Origin of the sequence: Pseudoalteromonas sp. JC28, from assembly GCF_013319255.1 — a bacterium.
GTDB lineage: Bacteria > Pseudomonadota > Gammaproteobacteria > Enterobacterales > Alteromonadaceae > Pseudoalteromonas.
The window spans coordinates 208,626-233,632 of the sequence record NZ_QOKX01000005.1 but is presented as its reverse complement, the minus strand read 5'-3'; the positions used below and the strand labels follow the sequence as shown (position 1 = coordinate 233,632).

25 protein-coding genes are annotated in these 25,007 nt (G+C 44.7%); 12 read left to right on the top strand and 13 right to left on the bottom strand.

Annotated elements, in window-relative coordinates:
* Nucleotides 1–34: 34 nt before the first annotated feature.
* Together DS891_RS12960 and DS891_RS12955 are read left to right on the top strand one after the other, a co-directional pair.
* The gene (locus DS891_RS12960; RefSeq protein WP_010606704.1) at nt 35–781 is read left to right on the top strand and encodes a copper homeostasis protein CutC; all 747 of its coding nucleotides are present in this window, start codon (nt 35–37) and stop codon (nt 779–781) included.
* A complete protein-coding gene (locus DS891_RS12955) occupies nt 778–1,638 on the top strand; it encodes a BadF/BadG/BcrA/BcrD ATPase family protein (RefSeq protein ID WP_174170000.1) in 861 nt (286 codons plus the stop codon). Before DS891_RS12960 ends, DS891_RS12955 begins: the two co-directional genes overlap by 4 nt.
* Here DS891_RS12955 and DS891_RS12950 read toward each other — a convergent pair.
* A complete protein-coding gene (locus tag DS891_RS12950) occupies nt 1,618–2,352 on the bottom strand; it encodes an AraC family transcriptional regulator (RefSeq protein WP_010606702.1) in 735 nt (244 codons plus the stop codon). The genes DS891_RS12955 and DS891_RS12950 overlap by 21 nt on opposite strands.
* Before the next feature lie 163 nt (nt 2,353–2,515).
* On the opposite strand from DS891_RS12950, the gene DS891_RS12945 reads away from it, so the two are divergent.
* The 7 genes from DS891_RS12945 to DS891_RS12915 all read left to right on the top strand — a co-directional run bounded on the left by DS891_RS12945 (nt 2,516) and on the right by DS891_RS12915 (nt 10,077).
* Nucleotides 2,516–3,676, top strand: a complete 1,161-nt coding sequence (locus DS891_RS12945) for a Gfo/Idh/MocA family protein (RefSeq protein WP_174169999.1) — start codon at nt 2,516–2,518, stop codon at nt 3,674–3,676.
* 7 nt (nt 3,677–3,683) lie between these two features.
* Nucleotides 3,684–4,739: a sugar phosphate isomerase/epimerase gene (locus DS891_RS12940; RefSeq protein ID WP_102057164.1), complete on the top strand. Its 1,056-nt coding sequence runs from the start codon at nt 3,684–3,686 to the stop codon at nt 4,737–4,739.
* Nucleotides 4,740–4,753: 14 nt separating this feature from the next.
* Nucleotides 4,754–5,971, top strand: coding sequence for a sugar MFS transporter (locus DS891_RS12935; RefSeq protein ID WP_174169998.1), 1,218 nt, complete (start codon nt 4,754–4,756; stop codon nt 5,969–5,971).
* 53 nt (nt 5,972–6,024) lie between these two features.
* Nucleotides 6,025–6,720: a DUF1080 domain-containing protein gene (locus tag DS891_RS12930; RefSeq protein ID WP_174169997.1), complete on the top strand. Its 696-nt coding sequence runs from the start codon at nt 6,025–6,027 to the stop codon at nt 6,718–6,720.
* Between the two features lie 2 nt (nt 6,721–6,722).
* Nucleotides 6,723–8,402, top strand: coding sequence for a GMC family oxidoreductase (locus tag DS891_RS12925; RefSeq protein ID WP_174169996.1), 1,680 nt, complete (start codon nt 6,723–6,725; stop codon nt 8,400–8,402).
* On the top strand, nt 8,402–9,151 hold the full coding sequence (locus DS891_RS12920; protein ID WP_010606696.1) for a gluconate 2-dehydrogenase subunit 3 family protein: 750 nt from the start codon (nt 8,402–8,404) through the stop codon (nt 9,149–9,151). The genes DS891_RS12925 and DS891_RS12920 overlap by 1 nt, the downstream gene beginning before the upstream one ends.
* A 68-nt stretch (nt 9,152–9,219) precedes the next feature.
* Complete coding sequence (locus DS891_RS12915; protein WP_174169995.1) at nt 9,220–10,077, top strand: sugar phosphate isomerase/epimerase; 858 nt, start codon at nt 9,220–9,222, stop codon at nt 10,075–10,077.
* 204 nt (nt 10,078–10,281) lie between these two features.
* Here DS891_RS12915 and DS891_RS12910 read toward each other — a convergent pair whose 3' ends face one another.
* The 8 genes from DS891_RS12910 to rpsP all read right to left on the bottom strand — a co-directional run bounded on the left by DS891_RS12910 (nt 10,282) and on the right by rpsP (nt 15,358).
* Nucleotides 10,282–10,650: a hypothetical protein gene (locus DS891_RS12910; RefSeq protein ID WP_174169994.1), complete on the bottom strand. Its 369-nt coding sequence runs from the start codon at nt 10,648–10,650 to the stop codon at nt 10,282–10,284.
* A 242-nt stretch (nt 10,651–10,892) separates the two neighbouring features.
* Nucleotides 10,893–11,267, bottom strand: coding sequence for a hypothetical protein (locus tag DS891_RS12905; RefSeq protein WP_174169993.1), 375 nt, complete (start codon nt 11,265–11,267; stop codon nt 10,893–10,895).
* Nucleotides 11,268–11,312: 45 nt separating this feature from the next.
* Entirely contained in the window at nt 11,313–11,750 is a 438-nt protein-coding gene (locus tag DS891_RS12900) for a hypothetical protein (RefSeq protein ID WP_174169992.1), read from the bottom strand.
* A 288-nt stretch (nt 11,751–12,038) separates the two neighbouring features.
* Nucleotides 12,039–13,187 carry a bifunctional chorismate mutase/prephenate dehydrogenase gene (gene tyrA / locus DS891_RS12895; protein WP_174169991.1) on the bottom strand — a complete coding sequence of 383 codons (1,149 nt, stop codon included), beginning with the start codon at nt 13,185–13,187 and terminating at the stop codon, nt 12,039–12,041.
* A 211-nt stretch (nt 13,188–13,398) separates the two neighbouring features.
* Nucleotides 13,399–13,758, bottom strand: coding sequence for a 50S ribosomal protein L19 (rplS, locus tag DS891_RS12890; protein WP_017216162.1), 360 nt, complete (start codon nt 13,756–13,758; stop codon nt 13,399–13,401).
* A gap of 33 nt (nt 13,759–13,791) precedes the next feature.
* Nucleotides 13,792–14,559 carry a tRNA (guanosine(37)-N1)-methyltransferase TrmD gene (gene trmD, locus DS891_RS12885; RefSeq protein WP_174169990.1) on the bottom strand — a complete coding sequence of 256 codons (768 nt, stop codon included), beginning with the start codon at nt 14,557–14,559 and terminating at the stop codon, nt 13,792–13,794.
* Nucleotides 14,559–15,092: a ribosome maturation factor RimM gene (gene rimM, locus DS891_RS12880; protein ID WP_010606688.1), complete on the bottom strand. Its 534-nt coding sequence runs from the start codon at nt 15,090–15,092 to the stop codon at nt 14,559–14,561. The genes trmD and rimM overlap by 1 nt, the downstream gene beginning before the upstream one ends.
* 17 nt (nt 15,093–15,109) lie before the next feature.
* Nucleotides 15,110–15,358, bottom strand: coding sequence for a 30S ribosomal protein S16 (rpsP, locus tag DS891_RS12875; RefSeq protein WP_010371051.1), 249 nt, complete (start codon nt 15,356–15,358; stop codon nt 15,110–15,112).
* Nucleotides 15,359–15,614: 256 nt separating this feature from the next.
* On the opposite strand from rpsP, the gene DS891_RS12870 reads away from it, so the two are divergent.
* Nucleotides 15,615–17,273: a tannase/feruloyl esterase family alpha/beta hydrolase gene (locus tag DS891_RS12870; RefSeq protein WP_174169989.1), complete on the top strand. Its 1,659-nt coding sequence runs from the start codon at nt 15,615–15,617 to the stop codon at nt 17,271–17,273.
* A gap of 60 nt (nt 17,274–17,333) precedes the next feature.
* On the opposite strand, the gene ffh is transcribed toward DS891_RS12870, so the two are convergent.
* Nucleotides 17,334–18,713, bottom strand: a complete 1,380-nt coding sequence (gene ffh / locus DS891_RS12865) for a signal recognition particle protein (protein ID WP_010606686.1) — start codon at nt 18,711–18,713, stop codon at nt 17,334–17,336.
* Between the two features lie 207 nt (nt 18,714–18,920).
* On the opposite strand from ffh, the gene ccsA reads away from it, so the two are divergent.
* Together ccsA and DS891_RS12855 are read left to right on the top strand one after the other, a co-directional pair.
* Nucleotides 18,921–19,727, top strand: a complete 807-nt coding sequence (gene ccsA / locus DS891_RS12860) for an inner membrane protein YpjD (protein WP_174169988.1) — start codon at nt 18,921–18,923, stop codon at nt 19,725–19,727.
* Between the two features lie 68 nt (nt 19,728–19,795).
* Nucleotides 19,796–21,058: an HlyC/CorC family transporter gene (locus DS891_RS12855; RefSeq protein ID WP_010606684.1), complete on the top strand. Its 1,263-nt coding sequence runs from the start codon at nt 19,796–19,798 to the stop codon at nt 21,056–21,058.
* Between the two features lie 453 nt (nt 21,059–21,511).
* Here DS891_RS12855 and DS891_RS12850 read toward each other — a convergent pair whose 3' ends face one another.
* From DS891_RS12850 to DS891_RS12840, 3 genes are all read right to left on the bottom strand, one after another.
* On the bottom strand, nt 21,512–22,120 hold the full coding sequence (locus tag DS891_RS12850; RefSeq protein WP_010606683.1) for a transglycosylase SLT domain-containing protein: 609 nt from the start codon (nt 22,118–22,120) through the stop codon (nt 21,512–21,514).
* Nucleotides 22,121–22,249: 129 nt separating this feature from the next.
* On the bottom strand, nt 22,250–23,827 hold the full coding sequence (gene gshA, locus DS891_RS12845) for a glutamate--cysteine ligase (protein WP_174169987.1): 1,578 nt from the start codon (nt 23,825–23,827) through the stop codon (nt 22,250–22,252).
* Nucleotides 23,828–23,955: 128 nt separating this feature from the next.
* Nucleotides 23,956–24,891 carry an NADP-dependent oxidoreductase gene (locus DS891_RS12840; protein ID WP_010606681.1) on the bottom strand — a complete coding sequence of 312 codons (936 nt, stop codon included), beginning with the start codon at nt 24,889–24,891 and terminating at the stop codon, nt 23,956–23,958.
* Nucleotides 24,892–25,007 lie beyond the last annotated feature (116 nt).

Sequence of the window (25,007 nt, the reverse complement as noted above, 5' to 3'; positions counted from 1 at the left end):
AAACTTTAAAATTATTCAACTTCAAGAGTGAAATATGAATTCGGCAAACTATTCAGGTAAAAACTTGGAAATATGCCTCAGCAGCGATAATCCTCATTTGTTGCAGCGAAATGCACAAATTGCTTTTGCATCAGGTGCAACAAGGATAGAGCTCTGTGGTGTTCTGAGTTGCGGTGGCTTGACCCCAAACCCGACGGCGATAGCGGCAGTTGCCCAGTATTTACCAAGCTTTGGCGAATGTATTGTGATGTTACGCCAAGCGCCGCATTTTTTTATTGATGACACCATGCTCTATCAGTTACAAAAAGAGATAGATGGCATTGCTTGCGCGGGTGCAACCGGTATTGCGCTTGGTTTTATCGACGACAATCAGGAGATAGCGGCTGACCACTGTAGCGCACTCATTGCCACGGCAAAATCCTTAGGCCTTTCTGTCACCTTTCATCGCGCCTTTGATGCCGCTGCAAACTGGCAGCAGGCAGCCGAGACGCTGCTAGAGTTAGGCGTTGAGCGGGTCTTAAGCGCCGGCAATACATGGCAAAGTGGTAAAGGCGCAGCGTTTGGTACCAGTCAGCTCATTGCCTTACTGAAAAAACTCAATGCTGAAATCGAAGTGGTGATCGGTGGAGGGGTCAACACGAAAAACGCCGCGGATCTTTGGCTTTTAAGTGAATTTGGTCCACTCTCTCTACATACTCACTCTGGCGTGCATCATGGCGATGAAGTTTGCCCAAGGCTAGTTAATGCAATACTCACCGGATCAGAAAAGGCAATACAATGACAGCATCGAAGCTATTTTTAGGGATTGATGGTGGCGGTACGAAATGTAAAGTCCGCCTCGAGGATCAACATGGACAGCTCCTTGCCGAGGCCACCAGCGGCCCTGCAAACATAGCAACATCAATACATCAGGCCCAAGAGTCAATGTTGAGCGCAACAATGACAGCGCTGACAAACGCAAAAATCCCCCACCACGATATTGCCAACATCAGTGCTTTTGCAGGACTTGCCGGCGCGAATGTCACGACGGCTTGTGAGGCGATGCAGCAATGGCGTTCCCCTTTTGCACGTTTTCAATTTTCAACCGATGCACACATAGCTTGCCTTGGTGCGCATCAACACGAAGATGGCGGTGTAATCATTCTTGGCACCGGATTTTGCGCGGGTCTGGTGACGCATGGACAATTTAGGGAGTTCGGTGGCCACGGATTATTACTCAGTGATGGTGCAAGTGGCAGTTGGATCGGTTTGAGTTTAGTGAAGCATGCCATCGAGGTGCTTGATACACTATCCCCTAGCAGTCTGATGATTGAGTCGTTTTTGGCTGCCATGAATTGCCACAGTACCGAACAGCTAGTCAAACTCACGCTAAACGCCACTCCCCAGTATTTTGCCCAGTTTGCTCAACATGTTTTTGCTACGCCAAACGATCCCTATGCCGAGCAGATCTTAAATGGCGCGGCACGGTTTATTGAGCGTTATGTCCGTCATCTGCAGAGCTTAGGGGCACATAAAGTCGCGTTAGTTGGAGGCATTGCCACGCCCATTCGTCCATGGTTAGCTTCTGAGTACGCAGATACGCTGGTGACACCGGCACTACCACCAGAAGTCGCAGCGTTAACGCTCGCTCGACGTTAATTCCTTACGTAATTGCGACGGGATTTCACCAAATAAACGACGAAACTGCTTGCTAAAATAACTTGGCTCTGAAAAGCCGCACTGATAAGCGACTTGTGATACTGGTAAACGTGTTTCGACCAATAATTTACGGGCATTTTCCAATCTCACTTCGTTGATAAATTGATTGGGAGTTTTGGCTAAATGCTTTTTAAATCTACGCTCCAGTGCGCTTACCGACAGGTGAGCAAGTTCCGCCAATTCTTCGATACAAATATGACGATGGTAATGTGCCCGAATAAATTCAACGGGCGCTTCAATGGCTCTTACGTGAGACAACGCCTTTGACGTTTTCGCTAGATGTCGTGTAACACCATAAGTGCCCATAATCGCATTTTCGCCATCAAGTAACACTTTTTTTGACGTGGAAAACCATGCCAATTCCCCATTTGCGGTTTGATTGAGTTCTAATCTATCCGTCACGATAAAGCCTTCCATCACTCGTTTATCATCGTTAACGTATTGGAATGCCAAGTGTTGCGGTGAAAAGTCAAAATCGGTTTTCAGTAAGATTTGATCTAGGGTTTTATAGCCCTGATGTTCAACAAAGTGTTGGTTCGCATGCACTATTCTACTTTTTGTGTCTTTGACCCAAAAGAGGATGTCTGGGATCAGATCAAATGCTGCAATCAATTGATTTACGCCAGCTTTATTCAATATTGTTTGCTCTTCCATTGCCCTACTTACCGCCTTTTTATAATTATAATAATTTATTTTAAACGCCGATTTTGTTGCATTGTCAACCGAATTTTTATTATCACTTTGGCGCCTCTGTTACCTATTATCAATAACATCAGATTAACTTACCTCGATAACTCGACGGAGACGGAGCTAAACGATGGATAATAACAAAATCCGCATGGCCATGATCGGTGGTGGAGAAGGCGCTTTCATAGGTGCTGTGCACCGCATAGCCGCGCGTTTAGATGGTCAAATTGAACTTGTTGCAGGCGCATTTAGCGCCGATCCAAACAAAAGCCTAGCAATGGGCCAGCAACTCGGGCTTAACCCAGCACGTTGCTATACCAGCTACCAAGCACTCTTACAACAAGAGGCGGAACTACCAGAGTCGGAGCGCATCCACTTTGTTGCCATCGTGACCCCAAACCATTTGCATTTTCCGATTGCCACAGCCGCTATCGAACACGGCTTTCACGTCTTGAGTGATAAACCTGCAACGCTCAATTTATCTGAGGCTCTGCGTCTACAAACACAGCTTCAGAAGAGCAATTGCTTGTACGGATTAACACACACCTATACCGGCTACCCAATGGTGAAAGAAGCACGCCACCGCATCGCAAATGGCGAACTTGGCAAAATACGCAAAGTCGTCGTTGAATATAGTCAAGGATGGCTTGCAAGTGCTGATGACGAAAACAGCAAGCAAGCCAGCTGGCGACTAGATGCAAGTAAGTCTGGCGTGAGTTGTTGTATGGGCGATATCGGTGTGCACGCAGCGAACCTCGCCGAATATGTGAGTGGCTTGGAGATAGAGGCGCTTTGTGCGGATTTAAACACGGTTGTGTCCGGCCGACAGCTCGACGATGACGGCACCGTGTTACTGCGCTTTGGCAACGGTGCAAAGGGCGTGTTGATGGCAAGCCAAATAGCCCTTGGCGAAGAAAATAATCTCACCTTAAAAATCTATGGTGACAAAGCCAGTATCGAATGGTCGCAAATGGAGCCTAATAGTTTGTGGTTACGTGCGGCAAATGCTCCAGCTCAGTTGATCCGCACAGGAGTGGGTTCACTTAGCCAAGCAGCCATTAGCGCAACTCGTGTGCCAGCCGGTCACCCTGAGGGATATCTGGAAGCATTTGCAAATATCTACCTTAACTTCGCCAGCCTTATTCGTGCGCATCAGCTGCAACCCGATGTGCAGCACGAAGAATTTGACGTGCCAAGTATTAACGCTGCAGTCCGTGGCATGGCATTTATTGAAAACGCGGTCGCAGCTAGTGCAAAAGACACTAAGTGGCACCCCTTTACCATTGGATAAAATAAGAATGAAGCAAATTAAAGGACCCGCTATTTTTCTCGCGCAGTTTGTCTCGGACGAGGTGCCATTTAACAATTTTAATAGTATTTGCCAGTGGGCAAGTAACCTAGGTTATAAAGGTATTCAGCTACCAAGTTGGGAACAGCGACTGTTCGATCTGCAAAAAGCCGCTGAAAGCCAAGATTATTGCGACGAGATCACTGGTATTGCTGCAGAGCATGGCCTTACTATTTCAGAGCTATCAACCCATTTGCAGGGTCAATTAGTGGCGGTGCACCCAGCTTATGACCAAATGTTTGACGGCTTTGCACCAGCAAAAGTGCATGGCTCGCCTCAGGCTCGTATGGAGTGGGCAACCGAGCAGCTAATGTTAGCGGCCAGTGCCAGTGCTAAGCTTGGGCTAACTAGTCACGCAAGCTTTTCTGGCGCCTTGCTCTGGCATACCTTTTACCCCTGGCCACAACGTCCAAATGGCTTGGTGGAACAAGGGTTTGAGGAGCTCGCAAAACGCTGGTTGCCTATTTTGAACCGCTTTGACGAGGTTGGTGTGGATGTCTGCTACGAGCTTCATCCAGGTGAAGATCTACACGATGGCGTGACTTTTGAGCGCTTTTTAGCGGCGACGAATAATCACCCGCGAGCCAATATTCTTTACGATCCAAGTCACTTTGTTTTACAGCAATTGGACTACTTAGCGTTTATCGACATCTATCATGAACGTATCAAAGCGTTCCATGTAAAAGATGCCGAATTTATCCCCAATGGCCGCTGCGGTGTTTACGGCGGATACCAAGGATGGCAACAACGGCCAGGTCGGTTCCGTTCATTAGGTGACGGACAGGTCGACTTTAAGAAAATATTTAGTAAGTTAACACAGTACGGTTTTGATGGTTGGGCTGTATTGGAATGGGAATGCTGTATTAAGCACCCTGAAGATGGGGCCAAAGAAGGTGCCGAATTTATCAAACAGCACTTGATAAGACCAACCGAAAAAGCCTTCGATGATTTTGCAGGAAGTAGCACCGATACCGAACGCAATAATCAAATCCTCGGCATAAAATAAACAGGACTACGACCATGAATAATAATAATCATAATCGGACCGTGTTTCAGCTCTGTTGCCTTGCACTGGTCGTCACATCAATGACGTTCGCTATTCGCGCAGGCATTTTGGGGCAATTAGGTGCGCAGTTTGGACTCTCAGATACAGAACTTGGTTGGGTTAACGCTATGGCATTTCTGGGCTTTCCCGTTGCAACCATGTTAGGTGGCGCAATCTACAACGCCATTGGCGCTAAAAAGTTAGTTGCCCTCGCCTTTATTTGCCACTTTGCAGGATTGGTTTTAACCATTACCGCTGACGGTTTTTGGTTACTGCTGATCTCGACGTTTTTAATCGGCTTTGCGAATGGTTCAGTGGAAGCTGGCTGTAATCCACTGATTGCCGAAATGTATCCGAAAAACACCACGACCATGCTCAACCGATTCCATGTCTGGTTTCCAGGCGGCATTGTGATTGGTGCTCTGGCATCGAATGCCATGACTGCATCGGGCTTTAATTGGCAATGGCAAGTTGCTTTGATATTAATTCCAACGCTGATTTACGGAGCAATGATGGTCAAGTCACGGTTTCCTGAATTTGACCGCACAGATCATTCTACCACCAGCAATCTCAAGCACCTGTTTTCTCCGCTCTACCTATTTTTAATTTGCTGTATGACATTAACAGCAACCACTGAACTTGGTACACAACAGTGGATTGAACGCATACTGGGAGCGTCAGGCGCCTCTCCTATGATGATCCTCGCACTGATCACAGGCTTGATGGCATTAGGTCGCTTCTTTGCCGGCCCAATAGTCCACCGTTTTAATCCAACAGGCGTGTTACTCGGCTCTGCGGTATTGGCAACCGCGGGGATTTTCATGATGAGCCAAGCACAAGGGTCAGCAATCTACTTGGCTGCAATATTATTTGCCTTGGGTGTCACTTATTTTTGGCCAACCATGCTGGGCTGTGTTGCAGAATATACCCCAAAAACAGGCGCACTTGGTATGTCTTTAATGGGCGGTGCGGGGATGTTCGCTGTCAGCATGTGGAATCCAGTAATTGGTAGTTGGATTGATTCGGCGCGACTCGAAGCCCAAGCGGCGAACTTAACTGCGCAGCAATCAGAACTAGTTGCAGGTCAAGCGGTGCTTGAAAATATCCTGTTATTCCCAGCTATTCTCATTGCCGCTTTTATCGGCCTTTACCTTTATATCAATAAAAATAAACGCGTTGAGAAATACGCGTAATACCCTTTGTATTAAGTAGCAACAAGTAAAAAGTGAACAGACGAGGTTCCAATATGCTCAACTCTATAAAAATACTAACGCTGGCATTGGCTGTTAGTTGTGCGGCTTGCGCTAGTACAACTGACAACCAATTGAGCCCGCAAGAACAACAAGCCGGATGGCAACTGCTTTTCGATGGCAAAGATATGTCGCAATGGCGCAACTTTAAAAGTGACGGCCTAAATAGCCAATGGCAAGTTGAGGACGGCGCGATGACACTTACCCAAGGTGGTGGCGGCGATATTCTGACCAAAAAACAGTATCACAATTTTGAGCTCCAGCTCGATTGGAAGATTTCTAAAAAAGGCAACAGTGGGATCTTTGTATTGGCGGATGAAAGAGGCGGTGCAATATACTCCCACGCCCCAGAAATCCAAATTCTAGATAACAAAGAACACCCAGACAATAAAATAGACTCTCACCTTGCAGGTTCTATATATGACCTGTTTGCAGCGCCAAGTACGGCACATAAACCTGCCGAAGCTTGGAACCAAGTTCGCATTAAGCTACAAGATAGTCACCTACAAGTTTGGCAAAATGGTGTAAGCACGACGAGTATCGTGATTGGCAGCACCACTTGGAATGCTTTGGTTAAGAATAGTAAATTTGCAACATGGCAAGGGTTTGCTGAAGGTAAAAAAGGCCACATCGGCTTGCAAGATCACGGCGACAAAGTCTGGTTTAAAAACATTAAGATCAAGGAGCTGTAACCATGGCAACATTTGATCATAAAGTATTGGTCGTTGGCTCAGGTGCCGGTGGCGCAATGGCCGCTTATACACTCACTAAGCTAGGCCACAAAGTTTTATTGCTAGAAGCTGGCAGAAATTACGACCCAAAAACAGAAAGCCCGATGTTCCGTCGCAATAGCGAAGCCCCACTCATGGGCGCTGGTAATAAGGATAAGAACTTTGGTTTTTACGACGCGACGATTGATGGCGGTTGGCAAGTGCCAGATGAACCATACACACGCGCAGAAAACACCGATTTTTATTGGTGGCGTGCACGTATGCTCGGTGGCCGAACCAATCACTGGGGTCGCTACTCGCTGCGTTTTAGTGAACACGACTTTAAGGGCAAAAGCCGTGATGGACATGGCGCTGATTGGCCGTTTGAATATCAAGACATTGCACCTTGGTATGACAAAACAGAAGAAATAGTTGGGATCTGTGGTACCAATACTGGCTTGGATGACATGCCCCCTTCTGCGCCTGGCGTGTTACAGCCACCACCAACACCAAGAGTACCCGAATTATTGGTTGCTGCTGCCGCAAAGAAAATGGGGATCCCAGCGGTTCCAATGCACAGAGCTGTGCTGACTCGTAATAAAGACGACCGCTTAGCATGTTTTTACGCCACACCTTGTGGCCACGGTTGCTCAATTGGTGCGGCATTCCAAACTACAACCTCGCTTATTCCGATGGCCAAAGCGACAGGAAACCTTGAAGTGATCACCGATGCCATGGTGAAGTCGGTCGCGGTGAATGAAGATGGCAAAGTAACTGGTGTGACTTACGTCGATAAAAAGTCTGCGCAAGAACATACACTCAATGCAGATGTAGTGATTTTGGCGGCCAGCGCCTGTGAATCTGCTCGTATTCTGCTTAATTCTAAACATGCAAAGCATCCCAAGGGACTTGCAAACTCAAGTGGTCAGGTAGGTCGTAATCTAATGGATTCTACCGGCGCTTGGCTTGGTGCACAAATCCCTGCGTTAAAAGGTCGCCCACGTTATAACGAAGACGGCCATACCGGGAACCACCTTTTTATTCCCTGGTGGGGACACAAAGCCCATGAGAAAGGTGAGCTTAATTTCCCGCGCGGCTATCACTTTGAAATTAGCAGCGGCTTTAATCAACCGGGCTCTGGCGTGTCTGGCAATAAACAAGGTTATGGCCCCAAATTAAAGCAGCAAGTGCGTGACGCTTATGGCTCCTATGTTGGATTTGCACTGCGTGGAGAAATGCTACCGAACAAAAATTCTTACATGGAAATTGACGAAAACGTCAAAGATAAATGGGGGATCCCGGTTGCTAAGTTCCATTTCAAATGGTCTGACAGAGAGCTCAAGCAAATCGAGCATGGTCTCAAAACCGCTAAGCAGATCCTTGAGAACATGGGTGCCAAAGTCGGCGAGCTACCGCCTGCGGAAAAAGCCATTTCAAAAGGCGGTGAGATCATTCATGAGGTCGGCACGACGAGAATGGGCAGCTCAGCAAAAGAATCGGTAACGAATCAGTGGGGGCAAACATGGGACTGTGACAATCTATTTGTGATGGATGCCGGCGTCTTTGCGTCTAACCCCCATAAAAATTGCACCTTAACCATTATGACCTTAGCGATGCGAAACTCCACCTGGTTAGCAGCACAAATTGATAAAGGAGCGCTGTGATGAATACACCTGTCCGCGTTGATTCTTATAAATATATTTCAGGCATGACACGTCGCGAGTCATTAAAGTGGTTAGGCTTGCTTGCTGCTGGATCTGCGGTGACACTCACCGCTGGTTGCAGTAAGGCCATTGAAGGTGAAACGGCTGCAGCTGGGCACTGGCCAGATATTGAAATAAAGCCAGTTAGCGCTCAAGGGTATGGCACCGATCCAAACATGATCATGCCGCCAGAATCACCTTGGCCGCTCACCCTCACCGAAGCGCAGCTCACGTTAGTTGCAGTACTAGCTGATTTTATTGTGCCAAAGGAAGGAAATCATCCATCGGCTTCTGAAGTACAAGTACCGAGTGTGATCGATGAATGGGTAAGCGCACCGTATCACGGACAACAAAAAGACAGAGTGACAATACTCCATGCGCTTGCTTGGATTGACGATGAGTCGACTTTGCGCTTTAAAAAGCCATTTATACAACTTAGCGCAACGCAGCAAAGTAAGATTATGGATGATATTGCTTATTTTAATGCACAAACACCAGAGCAATTTCAGCGTATAGGTAAAGCATTCTTGCGCTTTAAAGATCTCGTTCTCGGCGCTTACTTCTGCACACCTGAGGGCTGTCAAGACATAGGTTATCTGGGCAATATGCCAATTGCAGGTGATTATCCAGGGCCTACTGCCGAAGCCAAGGCGCATCTAGATGGCGTACTCGCAGAGCTTGGGCTAAGCCAGTATGCGTACCGCGACTAACCCTTGAGTCATTTTGTTATGACTAACCGAAGCAGAGTCTAGCTCTGCTTTTTCTTTAGGAGTAGATCATGTTTGTTGAAAACACCAACCGATTAAAGCAAGTAATGCTGTTCATTGCTTTAATTTTTATCTCGCCACTGTATGCACAGCCTTCCCTTCAACCTTTGCCCGTTAGCGTTCAACTGTGGTCGGTAAAAGATGAATTGGCAAGAGACTTCGACGGCACCTTGCAAGCAATCGCTAGCATGGGATTTGATGGCGTTGAGTTTGCGGGAAACTTTGGCAGCTATGCCAATAACCCAAGTAAATTAAAACAAAGGTTAGCCGAACTCGGCCTAGTTGCGAGCAGCGCCCACATCGGCTTTGACGCATTAGCTGAAGAAAAACGAGCAAGCACCCTACTCTTTTACAAAACCTTAGGCGTATCCACGCTCTTTATTCCTTGGGATGAAAGAGCATGGGATAAAAACCAAGTGCAAGCATTTGTAAAACAGCTTAACCAAGTGCACCAAATTGCCAAACGTTATGATATGAGGATCGGATTTCATAATCATGAGAAGGAATTTAACCCATACGCTAATAGCACGTTTTGGGATTATATCGCCACCAATACCCCTAGCGATTTCCCACTGCAGCTCGATGTCGGCTGGGTGATTTACGCAGGTAAATCACCCAGCGATTATGTTAAGCGATATGCAGGAAGAACCGTATCGACACATATTAAAATACGTACTCATCAAGGAGATGACAAAAGCCCAATCATTGGCGAAAACCACTACCCCTGGAAAGCGCTCATCCAAACCATGCAGCAACACGGCGGTACACAGTGGCTGATAATCGAACAAGAAGAATACCCAAGCGGCCTAACACCACTAGAAAGCGTCGCCCGCTCAAAAGCGAATTTAGATAAGATACTGAGTGAGTAACAAGCGGGAATATGTTTATCTGAAATAGCTAATAGTCACTGTCAGGTTTGAGCTTTAGGGTTAATCAAACCTGACTGCTGTAATGGTGCGAGAGTAGAAAATGGTAATATTAAGGTAAGGGAAAATATGGTGCTATAACGCGAAGATACGCTACGCTTTAGGCCCGATTTGTGAAGCGAATGTTTTAAGCGCTTGTATGTGCGTTTACCAGAAACGCCACCAAGGCTTCCCCTCAACCTCATGCAAATAAACAGGGTACTTGGTATTTAGTAACTCAACTGGTGAAGGCAACTGTTCCATCGCTTCTTTAGTTGGATTCATAGCAATAACTTCATTTGCATATGACTGACTAAAGCTGTTGAGGAGTATACCTATTTCTACATTTTTTCTCGTTTTGGGGATTATTTTTCGATTGCACTCAATTAAAGTCACCTCGGCAGATAGACTCCCTTCATTCGTCTGAAAAGAAACTGTCTGTCCCGTTTTTAATACACCGTCCAACACGTATCCACGAAATACGATCCCACGCCCAGCCAGCACAAAAATATCTTCAGATTTGAATCGAAACTTCATGTTAACCCTTTAACACATAATGCCTGTTGCTAGAAAATCGCTGACACCCCATCTCAAACCTGTGCGTTCCAAAGATAGCTTTTTCAGCATCATACAATTAGTAACCGTGTCATTGATTCGTCTATTAACGACTCACCGACATAACGAAGTTGTATAGTTCTAAGCATTGCCACTACAAATTAGCAGCTAAAAAGAATCGTAATGCATACTTGAATGGAGAAAGCTAGTATGCATTAGGTGAATTAATCACCATAGAACAACAAGCCCGTTTTATGTTTTATTGCTAACTCAGCTGCTTCAGATAATTGCGCTAGAGTTGACATAATTTCGCATTTATTCAATGAAACCAAACCTTTCTCAATAGTTTCGTATCTCACAACTGACTTTGACATAAGAGCTAGAGTTTCTTTAGCGAAAGCTACCGTATTTATCAAACGACGGCAATCTTCTACGGTGTAATTAGTTTGCCCATATTCATCGAAATTTTGTCCACCAACATTAATGATTGGTAATAAATATTCTTGAATTTCAAATGATGGAAAGTGCCAACTGCTTTGGCCTTCCTTAATGATAGCAATATTCCACAAAATCAAAAGTTCACCTAATGCTTTAAACAATGGAAAACACGAGCACAGCGGGTGGTTTTCCAGTGCTTTAACTTGTTAACTGCTTTTGCAAACATGATAGATTTCCTGTGTATCAACAAACTTGTTCACTTGGGACCAATTTTGACCATCGTAATAATTAACAACAACACCATGCTTATGTACATATATCGTAATTTTGTCTGATTTATAAAAATATCCAGGAGCAGCAGTTGCTACATAGTTTTGCCAGTTTGAGCCATTTAATTTCAACCATTTATTAAGTCGGCTATATTCAACTGAACCCTTGTTGATTTTTCCATTACATGTAGCCCAAAAATCTGGTTGATAAGCAGAAAAGTCTATATCTTGGGAACGGTCAAACCACAGAAACAATGCGCCAACTAGAAGTGCTGCAACGATAACAACACATGCAATAACTTTAAGGAACTTGACCATGCGACTCCATGCAGTTAACGAGTCAGTAGAATCACTTGTTTTTAATACATTTCCCATTGTGGTATTAACCTTAGCCGTGTTCTTTATTTGATTCAACCATTCACTTTAAAAAGAAAGAAATCGCTGACACCCACCTCATGCTTGGAGCTGTATTATCAGCATTGATGCAGATAGTAACGGGTATTATTTGATACTTCGCTTCGTTAGGCTAGGGCTAAGAACAAATTTCTTTTGTATCAGCATCTAAGTTATTTGTCGCCATAAATGGCGACCTACATAAAATCGTGGCGTAAAGCCACTCCCGCAACACTATTTGCACTGTGATGTAGGAGACATACCTTGACGCTAAATACTTTCCTCATAATCCAACACTTTTGCGTCATTGGCTTTGTTAAGCAGGCCTCGGCTTTGTGATAAGAAGTGTTTCGCGCTTTCTGAGAAATACTGTTTGGCCTCTGAAAAAGATTGCATTAGGCCTTCTTTATCGCCTTGTTGTAGCTTGGTCAATGTCTGCTCAAAGGTATCTTGATAGCTTGCCAATAACCCTTCTACATCATTAAATTGCGCGAGCATAATATCTGAATAAAGCTCAGGGGATTGCGCAAACAGCCGTCCCACCATCATCAGCTCTAATTGGTAGATAGGCGATGAGCAGCTTCTTAGCTCTTTTAATGAATGGCACTGCTTAGATAAGAACTGACCGTATACAAACGTAGTTAAGTGGCGCATTACCTGAATGATCTGCATGGATTGGTCGTGTTTTTTAGCGTCCATCGGTACCAACTGGCTGCCCCAGATCTTTAGTTGCTTGATTAATCCTTCGCATTGCTTTGGCATACGTCCTTCGCACACCACGACAGTTTGCTTAACCCAGTGAGATATATCTGGACCAAACATAGGGTGTAGACCGACCACAGGGCCGTTGTGCTTGTTCATTAGTACTTTGAGCGGGGCTTGCTTCACAGAGGTAATATCTGCAAGAATACAATCATCAGGTAGCGCTGGTAACTCGTTAACGACTTGCTCTAGCGCGTTAATTGGTACGCTCACCAGCACCAATTTTGCATCACTCAGTAGCTCAGTAGCCTGTGATTGATTGTCTTTGTCTAAAATGCGTACTTCGTAGCCTGAGCGTCTAAACTGTTTCGCAAACAGTTTACCCATGGCGCCTTGGCCACCGACAATAACAACCGGAGACATTTTTGGTGCGGCACAGGCGAGTTCACTTTGCTGGTTTTCGTAGGCTTCTCGCATCATACGACGCAGAATATCTTCAACTAAATCAGGGTTTACCCCTTTGGCATCAGCTTCTGCGCGCCGGGCTTTGATCAGCTCAGCTTCGCGCTTCGGCACATGTAGCGGTGCGCCCTTTTGCTGTTTTATTTTTCCAACCTGTTCGGTCAATGCTTTGCGCTTTGCAAGTAGCGCGACAAGCTCGCTATCGCAATCATCTATTGCAACGCGTATTGCTTCTAAATCGTTAGCCCCATTCATGATGTAAACTTATATATACAGTAGTAAATTAAATAATACACCGAGTCTAACAAGAAGTACGCCGCTTTAAAAGTAAGCAACCATGAAAATATCGTGACAAGACGCCTGATATGTCAGTGAGTATTCACAGAATGGAAATAATGAGAGGGATAAAACCAAAACAGGCCGCATAAAGCGGCCTGTTTTATCTGCATTTGATAAATGCGACGTATTAGTTAAGTTTCTCTTTAATACGTGCAGATTTACCAGAACGCTCACGTAGGTAGTAAAGCTTAGCGCGACGAACCGCACCACGACGCTTAACTGCTACGCTGCTGATAAGAGGGCTGTGCGTTTGGAATACACGCTCAACACCTTCACCGCTTGAAATCTTACGAACAGTGAAAGATGAGTGTAGACCACGGTTACGCTTAGCGATTACAACACCTTCAAAGGCCTGTAGACGCTCTTTGTTACCTTCTTTTACGCGTACCTGTACAACTACTGTATCACCAGCGCCGAACGCAGGTACGTCTTGCTTAAGCTGTTCAGCTTCAAGCTCTTTAATAATATTTTGGTTTACTTTTGCCATTTTATTTCTCACATTCCTAGGTGTAACTGTCTTCTAGCCACAAGCTTGGCCATTCTCTTGCTGAAATTCAGCAAGTAATGCCGCCTGCTCCTCAGTCAGAGCTAGGTTACGCAACAAGTCAGGACGACGTTGCCAAGTTCTACCCAAAGACTGCTTTAAGCGCCATTTGGCTATTTCTTGGTGGTTTCCGCTGAGTAATACAGCAGGCACCTGTTTATCATCCAATGTTTCCGGCCGAGTATAATGAGGACAATCCAACAAGCCATCCGAAAATGAATCTTGTTCTGCTGATTGGTTATGACCTAACACACCTGGCACTAATCGCGCGACTGCATCGATTAATGTCATGGCTGGTAACTCACCACCACTCAGTATAAAATCGCCGATGGACCACTCTTCGTCTATATAAGACTCGATGATCCGCTCATCAATACCTTCATAACGACCCGCTACTAAAATCAACTTTTCAGATTGCGCCAATTCAGTCGCACCTTGTTGATCTAGCTTTCGCCCTTGAGGGGACATATAAATTACTTTAGCGCCTGCTCCTGCTGCCGTTTTGGCATCAAGAATAGCTTTTTTCAGAGGCTCAACCATCATCAACATTCCCGGGCCACCACCATAAGGGCGGTCATCCACGGTTCTATGTTTATCAGTGGCGTAGTCTCTCGGATTCCAACAATTAAACTCAATCAAGCCGTTTTTCACAGCTCGACCCGTTACGCCTTGCTGAGTTATCGCATTAAACATGTCAGGAAAAAGTGAAACCACTCCAACCCATAGCTTTTGCTGATCGCTCATTAAAACGCTGGATCCCAATCTACCGTAATTTTTCTCTCGTCATGATTAATATCCAAAATAACAGAGTCTGTTAAGAATGGAATTAATCTTTCCGATTGGCCAAATGCATCTTTTTTGTTTGCTTTCACAACCAAAACGTCGTTTGAACCAGTCTCCATCAAGTCATCAACTATGCCTAAGTCGTAGCCTTTATCGGTTACTACTGACATGCCGATGAGATCTCGCCAATAAAACTCCCCTTCAGGTAATTCAGGAAGCTGCTCAGCATAAACAGCGATTTCAGCATTGGTATAAGCCACTGCTTCGTCTCTGTCGTTTACCTGTGCAAATTTAGCGATATATCCCTTGTTGTGACGACGCCAGTCGCTCACTTCAAGGTTTTGCCATTTACCTTGTTGCCCTATCAACCATGGGCTGAAATCGAAGATCCCTTGGGGATCGTCAGTAAATGAATGCACCTTAAGCCAACCCTTGATGCCATAAGGAGCACCAAGCTTACCAACAACGATTGTCGAGGTTTTACTTTGACTCATGGTTACACTTACGCCTATTAAGCCGCTTTACGAGCGTCTTTAACCAGCTTCGCAACACGATCTGAAAGAGCTGCACCTTGACCTACCCAGTGATCAACACGAGATAAATCTAAACGTACTTTTTCTTCCTGACCTGCAGCGATAGGGTTAAAGAAACCTACCTTCTCGATGAAACGACCGTCACGCGAGAAACGGCTATCCGCAACCACGATTTGATAGAATGGACGCTTTTTAGCGCCGCCACGTTGCAAACGAATAGTTACCATACCGTCCTCTACATAGATTGACTGTTTTCATTAATAAGTTTGTACTTCCCATTACGGGAAGCTCGGGCATTTTACGCATTTTCACGCGCAATGCAAGTTAATTCCAAAGTTGATGCTTTATTAGACCCTGCTACAAAGTTACCGCTGAAGTTTCGCACGGCACATTCGTCCCAATAGTGGTACAAAAAATTGGCTTTTTCAGCACTGCTGGAAAGTCGAAAATCCCTGTTGTTTCATTTATAAGGAAAGCACACATATGAACCAAATGCGCAAAGCAAAACGTTCAATTAAACATCTACTTCTAGGTATACCACTCTTTTCTTTTGCGCTCATTGCTACTTCAACACTTGCAGCAAACAATGAAGAAATAACGGCTTGTAAACTGTTACGTTTTGGTGACTTCTCGCAGCTAGAGCAAGGTAATGCTGCAATGAGTATCACCAACGCAGAATATGTACCAAGCCAAACCCTAGATGCCGACACCGAACTCTGGACATATAAGTATAGTCGCCTATTGGGTGCACCTATACCAAAAGGAATAAACTCTTTACCTGAGCACTGTTTGGTTGAAGGCTATGCGGCACCGACGATACGTTTTCAGCTTAGGTTGCCAATGAATCAAGTTTGGAACCAACGTTTCTTGCTCAATGCCTGTATGGGCTTTTGTGGCGAAGTATCCAACTACCCAACGATGGCTGGCGTTATGCGTAATTACGCGACCATGTCTCATGATGGCGGCCATACCGCTGCTGGATTCGATGGTTTGTGGGCTAAAAACAATGTGCCGTTAAGGGAGGACTTTGCCTACCGAGCGAATCATGTGGTTGCTGTTGCAGCAAAGGCGGTTATTGAGCGCTTTTATAGTAAACAACTTACGTACTCATTTATATCGGGTTGTTCGAAGGGAGGTCATGCAGGGATAATGGCCGCAAAGCGTTACCCAAATGATTTTGATGGCGTGATTGCCAGAGGACCGACGATTAATTACACCAAAGTCAACCTAATTAACTGCATGGATAACGCAAAAGCTATTTTGGATGAAAACGATAACGCACTGCTCGATGCAAGCTACACTGACTTTATTTCACAGGCCGTCATGCAAGCATGTGACCATAAAGATGGCTTAGTTGATGGATTAATAAGCGACCCAAGACGCTGCGATTTTGACCCGCAAACGCTCCTGTGCAGCAACAACACCACGGGTAAATGCCTGACACCTCGCCAAGTCAACGCAATTAAGGAAATATATGCACCATCCTACGACCAACAAGGCAACGTCATTTATGGCGGCCTCCCCTATGGCTCCGAGCCTGAATGGACAGGTTGGTTGTTTCCTGAAGCACCGTTTATCAAGCCTTATCACTATTATGCTGCAACCGAGTACTTAAAGTACTTGGCTTTTCCTCGAGAAAGATACAATCAAGGCAACTGGAGAGACTTTTCTTATAACAATGAGGTTGGCGAGCTTTCACCTATCTCAAGCTTTATGGACGCCGATCACCCTGATCTCACTGGGTTTAAAAATAGCGGTGGCAAAATGATTGTATTACATGGATGGTCAGACGCTGCAATACCCGCATATGCAACTATTGATTGGTATGAGTCAGTTATCAACTATATGGGTAAAGACAACACCTACGACTTTGCTCGGTTATTCTTGCCACCAGGATTGGTGCATTGTGGTATCGAGGGACCTGGCGCTGAAACCTTTGATGCCATCGCAGCGTTAGTGCATTGGCTTGATACAGGCATAGCACCGGATGCGCTTATGACGCAAAAAGAAGATCCGCAGGGCAATATTCTTTTCACTCGCCCTGTTTACCCCTATCCACAAGAAGCCCAGTACATTGGTACAGGCGACCCTAGAAAAGCAGAAAACTTTAGGCCAATAGTGCCCAATTTTAAGAATAACTAAGTAAACAAAAAGGCAAGCCTCATGGCTTGCCTTTCACATTATACAGACTATAAAACGGTGTTAGAACTTAGGCCCACCGCCACCGAACATGCCCGGCGGCATCATGCCTTTCATGTTCTTCATCATTTTCATCATGCCGCCTTTGCCTTTCATCTTCTTCATCATCTTCTGCATTTGGGTAAATTGCTTCAGCAACTTATTAATGTCTTGTACTTGCGTACCAGAACCCGCAGCGATACGCTTTTTACGCGAGCCTTTGATGATTTCAGGACGTGCACGCTCTTTTGGCGTCATTGAGCTTATGATGGCTTCCATTTGGTTAAAGGTCTTATCATTTACTTGACCTTTTACTGCATCTGGCAAGTTCGACATACCAGGCAGCTTTTCCATCATCGACATCATACCGCCCATGTTTTTCATCTGGCGCAGCTGCTCAGCAAAATCTTCCAGTGTAAAACCGTCGCCTTTAAAGACTTTCTCAGCCACTTTTTGGGCTTTGTCTTTATCGACTTTCATTTCGACTTCTTCAATAAGCGACAGTACATCGCCCATACCTAGAATTCGAGATGCAACACGGTCAGGGTGGAATGGCTCTAGAGCATCAGTTCTTTCACCCACACCGATAAACTTAATGGGTTTACCGGTAATATGACGAATAGACAGAGCCGCACCGCCGCGCGCATCACCATCCGTCTTAGTTAAGATAACACCGCTAAGTGGCAGCGCTTCATCAAACGCCTTTGCTGTATTTGCAGCATCCTGACCTGTCATTGAGTCAACGACAAATAAGGTTTCAATCGGATCAATCGCCGCGTGTAAATCTTTGATTTCGTCCATCATGTCTGCATCTACGTGCAAACGACCTGCGGTATCCACAAGTACCACATCAATGAACTTTTTCTTCGCGTGAGAAATAGCACCCGTTGCGATATCTACCGGCTTTTGTGAAATATCACTGGGGAAGAACTCGACGTCAACTTCTGCTGCTAACGTTTCAAGCTGTTTGATAGCCGCTGGACGATAAACGTCAGCACTCACCACCAACACAGATTTCTTTTTGCGCTCTTTAAGGAATTTAGCCAGCTTACCAACACTGGTGGTTTTACCCGCACCTTGAAGACCTGCCATCATGACGACAGCTGGCGGCTGCGCGTTTAGGTTCAGCTCCTCGTTGGCCTCACCCATCGACTTTTCAAGTTCTTCGCGAACAATCTTGATGAAAACCTGGCCTGGGCTCAGACTCTTTGTGACTTCTACACCAACCGCACGTTCTTTTACTTGTTTTACAAAGTCGCGCACAACCGGCAAGGCAACGTCAGCCTCAAGCAATGCCATGCGTACTTCACGGAGTGTTTCTTTAATATTGTCTTCAGTTAGTCGGCCACGGCCACTGATGTTTTTAAGCGTTTTTCCTAAACGCTCTTGGAGGTTTTCAAACATGTATCGGTTCCAAAATCTCGAAATTGTCGGGCATTATACTGATATGCGAGCCACTAATACAGTATTCAAGCCGATTGTTCTGCTTTTTACGCTTTCGTTGAACGAAAATAAGAATAAGTTAACGGATTGAAATAAAACCCTATGCAAGCGCAGAGGCTTTAAATACAATAGCTAAAAAAGGAAAGCAAAAATTAGGCACTTATTTTTATGTTGATTGTTAGCTTGTCATTAATCGCCTGTCTCTTTTACGTCATGGCCACTAGCCATGTTTTATCGCGCTTATTTGACAAACAAGGTCCAGATCAAAAGAAAACCTTAATATTAAGCACCGTCGCCATTTTGACTCATATGCTAGTGTTGGTGAATTCAGTGTTTACGCATCAAGGACAAGATCTCAGTACCGTCAACGTTGCCTTGTTAACCTGTTGGGTTATCGTCGTTTCTGTAACGACCGTATCTTTGCGCTTCCCTGCAACACTATTACTACCTGTGGTGTATGGCTTTGCCGCCATTTTGTTATTAGCAAGCCTGTTTATTCCGCACCATATTATTATGCATACAATAAACATAGATGTTGGTCTCGTTTTGCATATTTCACTTTCATTGTTGGCTTACTGCGTACTTATCATCGCCACCCTCTACGCCATTCAATTTATGTTTATTGATAAACGTCTAAAACAGCGGGATTTGGCGATTATGACCAGCCATCTACCGCCACTTATGCAAGTGGAAAGGCAGCTTTATCAACTGTTATTTGTAGGCACAGGTTTATTAACGCTGGCATTGGCATCCGGTTTTTACTTTTTAGACGGTATGTTCGCTAAAGAGACTATTCACAAAACCATTTTATCTATCGTTGCATGGCTTATTTATGTCGTCGTCGCATTTGGGCATAAGCAGTTCGGCTGGCGCGGTAAATCTGTGGTGATTTCAATCATAGCGGCTTCTGGCATCGTAACTTTAGGTTACTTTGGTAGTCGCTTTATACAAGAAGTGATTTTAGGCAGGTTTTAAACTTTAACTTGACTATCGTAACTCACTAACGCTTAATACTCTTTCGTAAGTAAAAAAGGGATCCACTGTTGGAAGACATATCGACCAGCGCCTTGTTTATCATACTCGGCGTGCTCATTTTGATGTCGGCTTATTTTTCTAGTTCAGAAACCGGTATCATGTCAATCAACCGTATTCGTCTACGCCATCTTGAAAAAGAGAATCACCGTGGTGCGAAGCGTGTAAGTAACCTCCTTAACCGTCCTGACAGACTGATTGGTCTGATCCTGATTGGAAATAACCTCGTCAATATTGCCGCTGCGCAAGTGGCTACCATCATTGGATTACGCCTGTATGGCGATATGGGTATCGCAGTTGCTACTTTTGGTCTCACACTTGTGGTTCTTATCTTCGCTGAAGTTACACCTAAGACTCTCGCGGCTTTATACCCTGAGAAAGTCGCGTTCCCAAGCTCTGTTATCCTCAAAGTATTGTTGAAGGTCTTGTTCCCTTTGGTTGTGGCAACCAACTGGATCACCAATGGTATGTTGCGATTGGTCGGGATCACACCACAAGAGATTGAAGAGCACAGCCTAAGTAAAGAAGAATTAAAAACCGTGGTAAATGAGTCGAGCGCTATGCTGCCCTCAAACCACCAAAACATGCTCACTTCTATCTTAGACTTGGATCACGTGACCGTAGAAGACATTATGATCCCACGCAGTGAAATCAATGCGATAGATATCAATGACGAGTGGAAAGATATTGCTCGCCAGCTCACGAATGCGCAGCATACCCGAGTGCTACTTTACCGTGACCAAATTGATGATGCGGTTGGTTTTATTCACGCTCGTGATGCGCTACGCCTACTGACAAAAGAGCAGTTTGATAAGCCGTCACTACTACGTGCGGTAAGAGAGATTTACTATGTACCAGAGAATACCTCGCTCAATACACAGCTGATTAAATTCCAAGAAGCCAAAGAGCGTATTGGTCTTGTTGTTGATGAGTATGGTGACATTCAAGGTCTGGTTACACTCGAAGATATTCTTGAAGAAGTTGTTGGTGACTTTACCACCACGCAGACGCGTGCGCCGAGCGAAGACGTAAACATGCAGCGTGATGGCTCAGTTATGGTTGACGGCAGTGTAAACGTGCGTGACTTAAATAAGGAAATGAGTTGGGACTTACCTACCGAAGGTCCTAAAACCCTGAGTGGCCTGATTGTAGAGCACCTTGAAGATATTCCAGATGCGCCTCTTGGCTTAACGATTTCTGGTTATAAGATGGAAGTCATTGAGATAAAAGAAAACATGATCAAGATGGTGAAAATTTCCTCTAATACCAATTAGCTTAATTAAGTGGTCTATTTTGAGGCAAGAAAATCTTGTCGATAACACCGCTACCGCGCCCTGCTATCGCCAAGGTACCTACATCCATATAGGCAAGGCAAAAATTTTACTATTTAACCTGAGGTTTGGATAAGGAATGTTCCAACTCATTGTTGCTAAAGCACAACTTAGTTTTCTCCTTGTCTAGCCAGAGAGTTTTAGGGAAAACAAGGCGAATTTACGCACCAATAGCTGGCTATTGGAAGTGAATTCAACGCAGTTAGCGCTAAAACTGGCTGCTAGAAAGGCATTAATTATCCGCAGCTCAGGTTATTTAGTTGTTCTAAATGAGAAATTTTTAACGCAGTTAGCGTCAGATTTTATCCTTCAAATTGAGCAAGTATTAAGACTAATTGGTATAACTCTTAAGCAAGTAAACTCAATTGTGGTGTTGAAAATAACACCGCAATTTCCTCAAGAAAAAATTCGCTCGAACCAGTTCTTATCTAAATCATCTTCACAGCGTTTAAGTTGAACGGCATAGCGCGCAGCTCGATGCTTTACCTTATTTGCGACTTGCATTAACCATTTCTTATTTTTATAAGTGCCACGACGATAACCGCCCCAGCCTTCATGATAATTGAGGTATTGTGCATAAGCGTCCCATTTTGACACGCCGTTTACTTTGTGAGTTTTGTATACGAACCAAGCCATAAAATCGATGGCGTCTTCAAAGTCATCGCGATCTGCACCTGAGTTTCCAGTTTCACGAATATAATCAGACCAGGTCGGAGTTTTGGCTTGAGAGTAGCCATAAGCAGAGCTCACTCTGCCAACAGGAATAAACCACAGGAAATATTCCATAGGAGGAGCCGCATCGTGACGAAAAGAGCTTTCTTGGTACATCATGCTCATCAGTACATGCTTTGGTGAGCCCCATTTTTCTTGAGCATCACGAGCATCATAATACCAATCTTCTTTTTCCTCAAAAATTTTACAAATATCATGAGGTTGTTTAGGTGGTGCAGTAGCACATCCGGATAAAACGGCGACGAGGCTAATTAAAATTAATTTTTTTTGCATTTTTTCGAAACCTAATGAACTTTTACAATTTGCATTGGTCTGAACTTATGAATGCAGCAGTTTAGCATTGTTTCATCCCTGAAATTTATTTGCGCAGCCTTATGGCTGCGCTTTTTTTTGTCTTGTGCATTATGCCCTTGAAAAATAATCGTCAAGGAAAGCCGTGAAGTCTACCGTATCCGCAGCTCTAACCGCAGCCTCATCTTCGAAAGACTGACGTGCAAATGACTTCAGCGTATCTTCATCGTAATAACCATATTTGATATCTTGATGAAGTTGCTTATATTTTTTCGCAAGTTCAATGCCCATTGAGCCTTGTTCTAAGGTACGACTCTTCAGTTGAGATAGCAACTGCCCAGAAAAAGTAAGTGCAGGCGTTTCAATTGACAACATTAATTTTTCCACCGTCGCCACATAGACTGATTGTTCAGTACTCGCATCTAACATTTTTGCGACTTTGAGTAAGTCTGTAAAAATCTCTGTGCCCCACTGTTTCACACTCACAGGCTCACCCGCTTTACTCAGTTCGAGTGCTGTGCAGCGACCTTGGTTAACCACCTGATGTAAATTCTTACCAGCGAGCTTCTGCGCTTCAAACGAAAGTTCAGGGCTTGGCTTTAACAAACAATAGGTTAAAAACACGTCTAGGAAGTGGATTTGCTCCAGACTCACACCGGTGTGCTCGAATGGGTTAACATCCAGCGCACGAATTTCGATATATTCGATACCACCACGTTCAAGTGCCTGAGTCGGCGTTTCACCAGACTTGGCATTGCGCTTTGGTCTAATTGGTGAGTAGAACTCATTTTCAATTTGTAAAATGTTGCGATTCAGCTGTTTTGGCTCTGCTGCTCGATAGTCTGGAATTTCATGATACAAGTCGGAGCGGCAACGAATGGCTTGTCGCAAGCCTGCAATATACTCATCCAGATCGTTATACATCACCTTAAGCGAGCTTTGTGCGCTATTGGTATAACCTAAATCACCCAGTCTAAGTGCGGTGCCATATTCAAGATATATGGAGCCATTTTCTAGCTTACTAAATGGCAAGTCGCTCTTTTTGCCTTGCAAAAATGACGGACAAAGCGCAGGAGATGCGCCAAACAGGTAGCTTATCAGCCACATTTCACGCTTGAAGTTACGAATGAGGCCTAAATACTGCTGGGAGATAAATGATTGTTGAGGGTTATCATCTTCAGACATCACTTGCAGGCTTTGCCATACGGTCTCTGGAAACGAAATATTGAAGTGCACACCCGCAATGGCCTGCATCATACTGCCATAGCGATTTTTCAGCCCTTCACGATATAGGGTTTTCATTTTGCCGATATTAGAAGTACCAAACTGTGCTAGGACAATATCTTCTTCATCCTCAATAAAGCACGGCATCGACAAAGGCCACAGTAACTCATCACCCATGTTAGCCAAAGTAAACTTCTGTAGATCAGAAAGTTGCGCTAATGTCTCTTGTGGGTCCTCACTCACTGGAGTGATAAATTCGAGTAGCGACTCAGAAAAATCAGTGGTGATATGACCATTGGTCAATGCATGGCCCGTCTTTTCTGGATGCGGTGTTTTCGCTATTTTTCCCGACCCTTGGATCCGCAATGCCTCACGTTCGATACCTCTTTTGATACCTTTGAAAACGCCGCGATGCGCGCCGTCAGACAATAAGTCCAGCTTAGTGTTTAAGTCTAATTGTTTCAAAAATTCTTCCTCGAACCTACAGGCCAATTTCAAGTTTATGGGGTCGAAACCAAATTATACCAAGTGTATTCATTAAATGAGTGATTTAAACCGAGCAATCAATTTAAATATGGTTACTTTTAGTACACTTAGGCCTTAATAATAACTTTGCCAACATGCTTACCACTTTCCATACAGTGATGAGCCAGCGCAATATCCGCCATAGCAAAGTAATGACTTACATTTATGCTGATTTTGCCAGCTTGGTACGCCTGATACAAATATTTAAGATCGTCTAAATTACTCGCAACCAACATCCCCTCAGCCCTTACACCCCTTGTCGTAGCTCGCTCACAGACCATTTCTTTGGTGACGCTGGGAATAGTCACTAGGTGCGAATCCGGCTTCATCGAGTCGACACACTGTAATGCAATATCGCCACCAATTAAGTCCAGTAAATCGCATTCAACTTGGTGCTGATAAAATTCGTCATAACTTATTGCCGTTACCTTAAGCTTTGACAACAATTCGTGCTCAGGGCGGGTCGAGACAGCAACTACCTTTCGACCTTCAAGCTGTGCTAGTTGAACTGCTAAATGCCCCACGCCACCGGTTGGTGCCAATACATATAGTGGACGATTATGATTCGAAAATTTATCTAGCGCTTGTTTTGCCGTAAGACCCGCAAGACAAAGACCTGCAATATCTGGATTTTCTTGCAAAGAAACCTTAATGAGCTCTGGCTCAAGCGCCACGACATAATCACTATAGGTTCCGGGGTTACTTGCAAACCCAATCATACCGATGACAAGGTCGCCTACTTTAAATTGGCTATCTGGGCCATAAACCTCAACCACCTCACCATACAGATCATATCCGAGCGGCAAAAAAGCATCTGCGCTTTTTTGCGCTGCAACATAACCAAGGCCTTGTCTGGTTTTCACTTCAATAGGATTTATGCTGGTACTGTTTACTTTTATGCGCACTTGGCCTGAACTAAGCGCTGGCAAAGAAATGGTGGTACTACACAGCTGATTGCTATCACCAAATTCGTAGATACCGTAAGTGGTTGACTTATTTATCATGTGCGGCTTTCTTAGAAGACAGTTTGTTATCTTTGTAGAATACGCGAAAGGGTAAAGAGTTTGAAGAAATTTACAGTATGGGAAAGAAAAACGCTCTTACAGTATGGCTGTAAGAG

What these genes read in the sequence shown, in the direction of transcription:
- DS891_RS12960 (WP_010606704.1), top strand. Translation starts at nt 35, where the DNA reads ATGAATTCGGCAAACTATTCAGGTAAAAACTTGGAAATATGCCTCAGC.
- DS891_RS12955 (WP_174170000.1), top strand. Translation starts at nt 778, where the DNA reads ATGACAGCATCGAAGCTATTTTTAGGGATTGATGGTGGCGGTACGAAA.
- DS891_RS12950 (WP_010606702.1), bottom strand. Translation starts at nt 2,352, where the DNA reads ATGGAAGAGCAAACAATATTGAATAAAGCTGGCGTAAATCAATTGATT.
- DS891_RS12945 (WP_174169999.1), top strand. Translation starts at nt 2,516, where the DNA reads ATGGATAATAACAAAATCCGCATGGCCATGATCGGTGGTGGAGAAGGC.
- DS891_RS12940 (WP_102057164.1), top strand. Translation starts at nt 3,684, where the DNA reads ATGAAGCAAATTAAAGGACCCGCTATTTTTCTCGCGCAGTTTGTCTCG.
- DS891_RS12935 (WP_174169998.1), top strand. Translation starts at nt 4,754, where the DNA reads ATGAATAATAATAATCATAATCGGACCGTGTTTCAGCTCTGTTGCCTT.
- DS891_RS12930 (WP_174169997.1), top strand. Translation starts at nt 6,025, where the DNA reads ATGCTCAACTCTATAAAAATACTAACGCTGGCATTGGCTGTTAGTTGT.
- DS891_RS12925 (WP_174169996.1), top strand. Translation starts at nt 6,723, where the DNA reads ATGGCAACATTTGATCATAAAGTATTGGTCGTTGGCTCAGGTGCCGGT.
- DS891_RS12920 (WP_010606696.1), top strand. Translation starts at nt 8,402, where the DNA reads ATGAATACACCTGTCCGCGTTGATTCTTATAAATATATTTCAGGCATG.
- DS891_RS12915 (WP_174169995.1), top strand. Translation starts at nt 9,220, where the DNA reads ATGTTTGTTGAAAACACCAACCGATTAAAGCAAGTAATGCTGTTCATT.
- DS891_RS12910 (WP_174169994.1), bottom strand. Translation starts at nt 10,650, where the DNA reads ATGAAGTTTCGATTCAAATCTGAAGATATTTTTGTGCTGGCTGGGCGT.
- DS891_RS12900 (WP_174169992.1), bottom strand. Translation starts at nt 11,750, where the DNA reads ATGGGAAATGTATTAAAAACAAGTGATTCTACTGACTCGTTAACTGCA.
- tyrA (WP_174169991.1), bottom strand. Translation starts at nt 13,187, where the DNA reads ATGAATGGGGCTAACGATTTAGAAGCAATACGCGTTGCAATAGATGAT.
- rplS (WP_017216162.1), bottom strand. Translation starts at nt 13,758, where the DNA reads ATGGCAAAAGTAAACCAAAATATTATTAAAGAGCTTGAAGCTGAACAG.
- trmD (WP_174169990.1), bottom strand. Translation starts at nt 14,559, where the DNA reads ATGAGCGATCAGCAAAAGCTATGGGTTGGAGTGGTTTCACTTTTTCCT.
- rimM (WP_010606688.1), bottom strand. Translation starts at nt 15,092, where the DNA reads ATGAGTCAAAGTAAAACCTCGACAATCGTTGTTGGTAAGCTTGGTGCT.
- rpsP (WP_010371051.1), bottom strand. Translation starts at nt 15,358, where the DNA reads ATGGTAACTATTCGTTTGCAACGTGGCGGCGCTAAAAAGCGTCCATTC.
- DS891_RS12870 (WP_174169989.1), top strand. Translation starts at nt 15,615, where the DNA reads ATGAACCAAATGCGCAAAGCAAAACGTTCAATTAAACATCTACTTCTA.
- ffh (WP_010606686.1), bottom strand. Translation starts at nt 18,713, where the DNA reads ATGTTTGAAAACCTCCAAGAGCGTTTAGGAAAAACGCTTAAAAACATC.
- ccsA (WP_174169988.1), top strand. Translation starts at nt 18,921, where the DNA reads ATGTTGATTGTTAGCTTGTCATTAATCGCCTGTCTCTTTTACGTCATG.
- DS891_RS12850 (WP_010606683.1), bottom strand. Translation starts at nt 22,120, where the DNA reads ATGCAAAAAAAATTAATTTTAATTAGCCTCGTCGCCGTTTTATCCGGA.
- DS891_RS12840 (WP_010606681.1), bottom strand. Translation starts at nt 24,891, where the DNA reads ATGATAAATAAGTCAACCACTTACGGTATCTACGAATTTGGTGATAGC.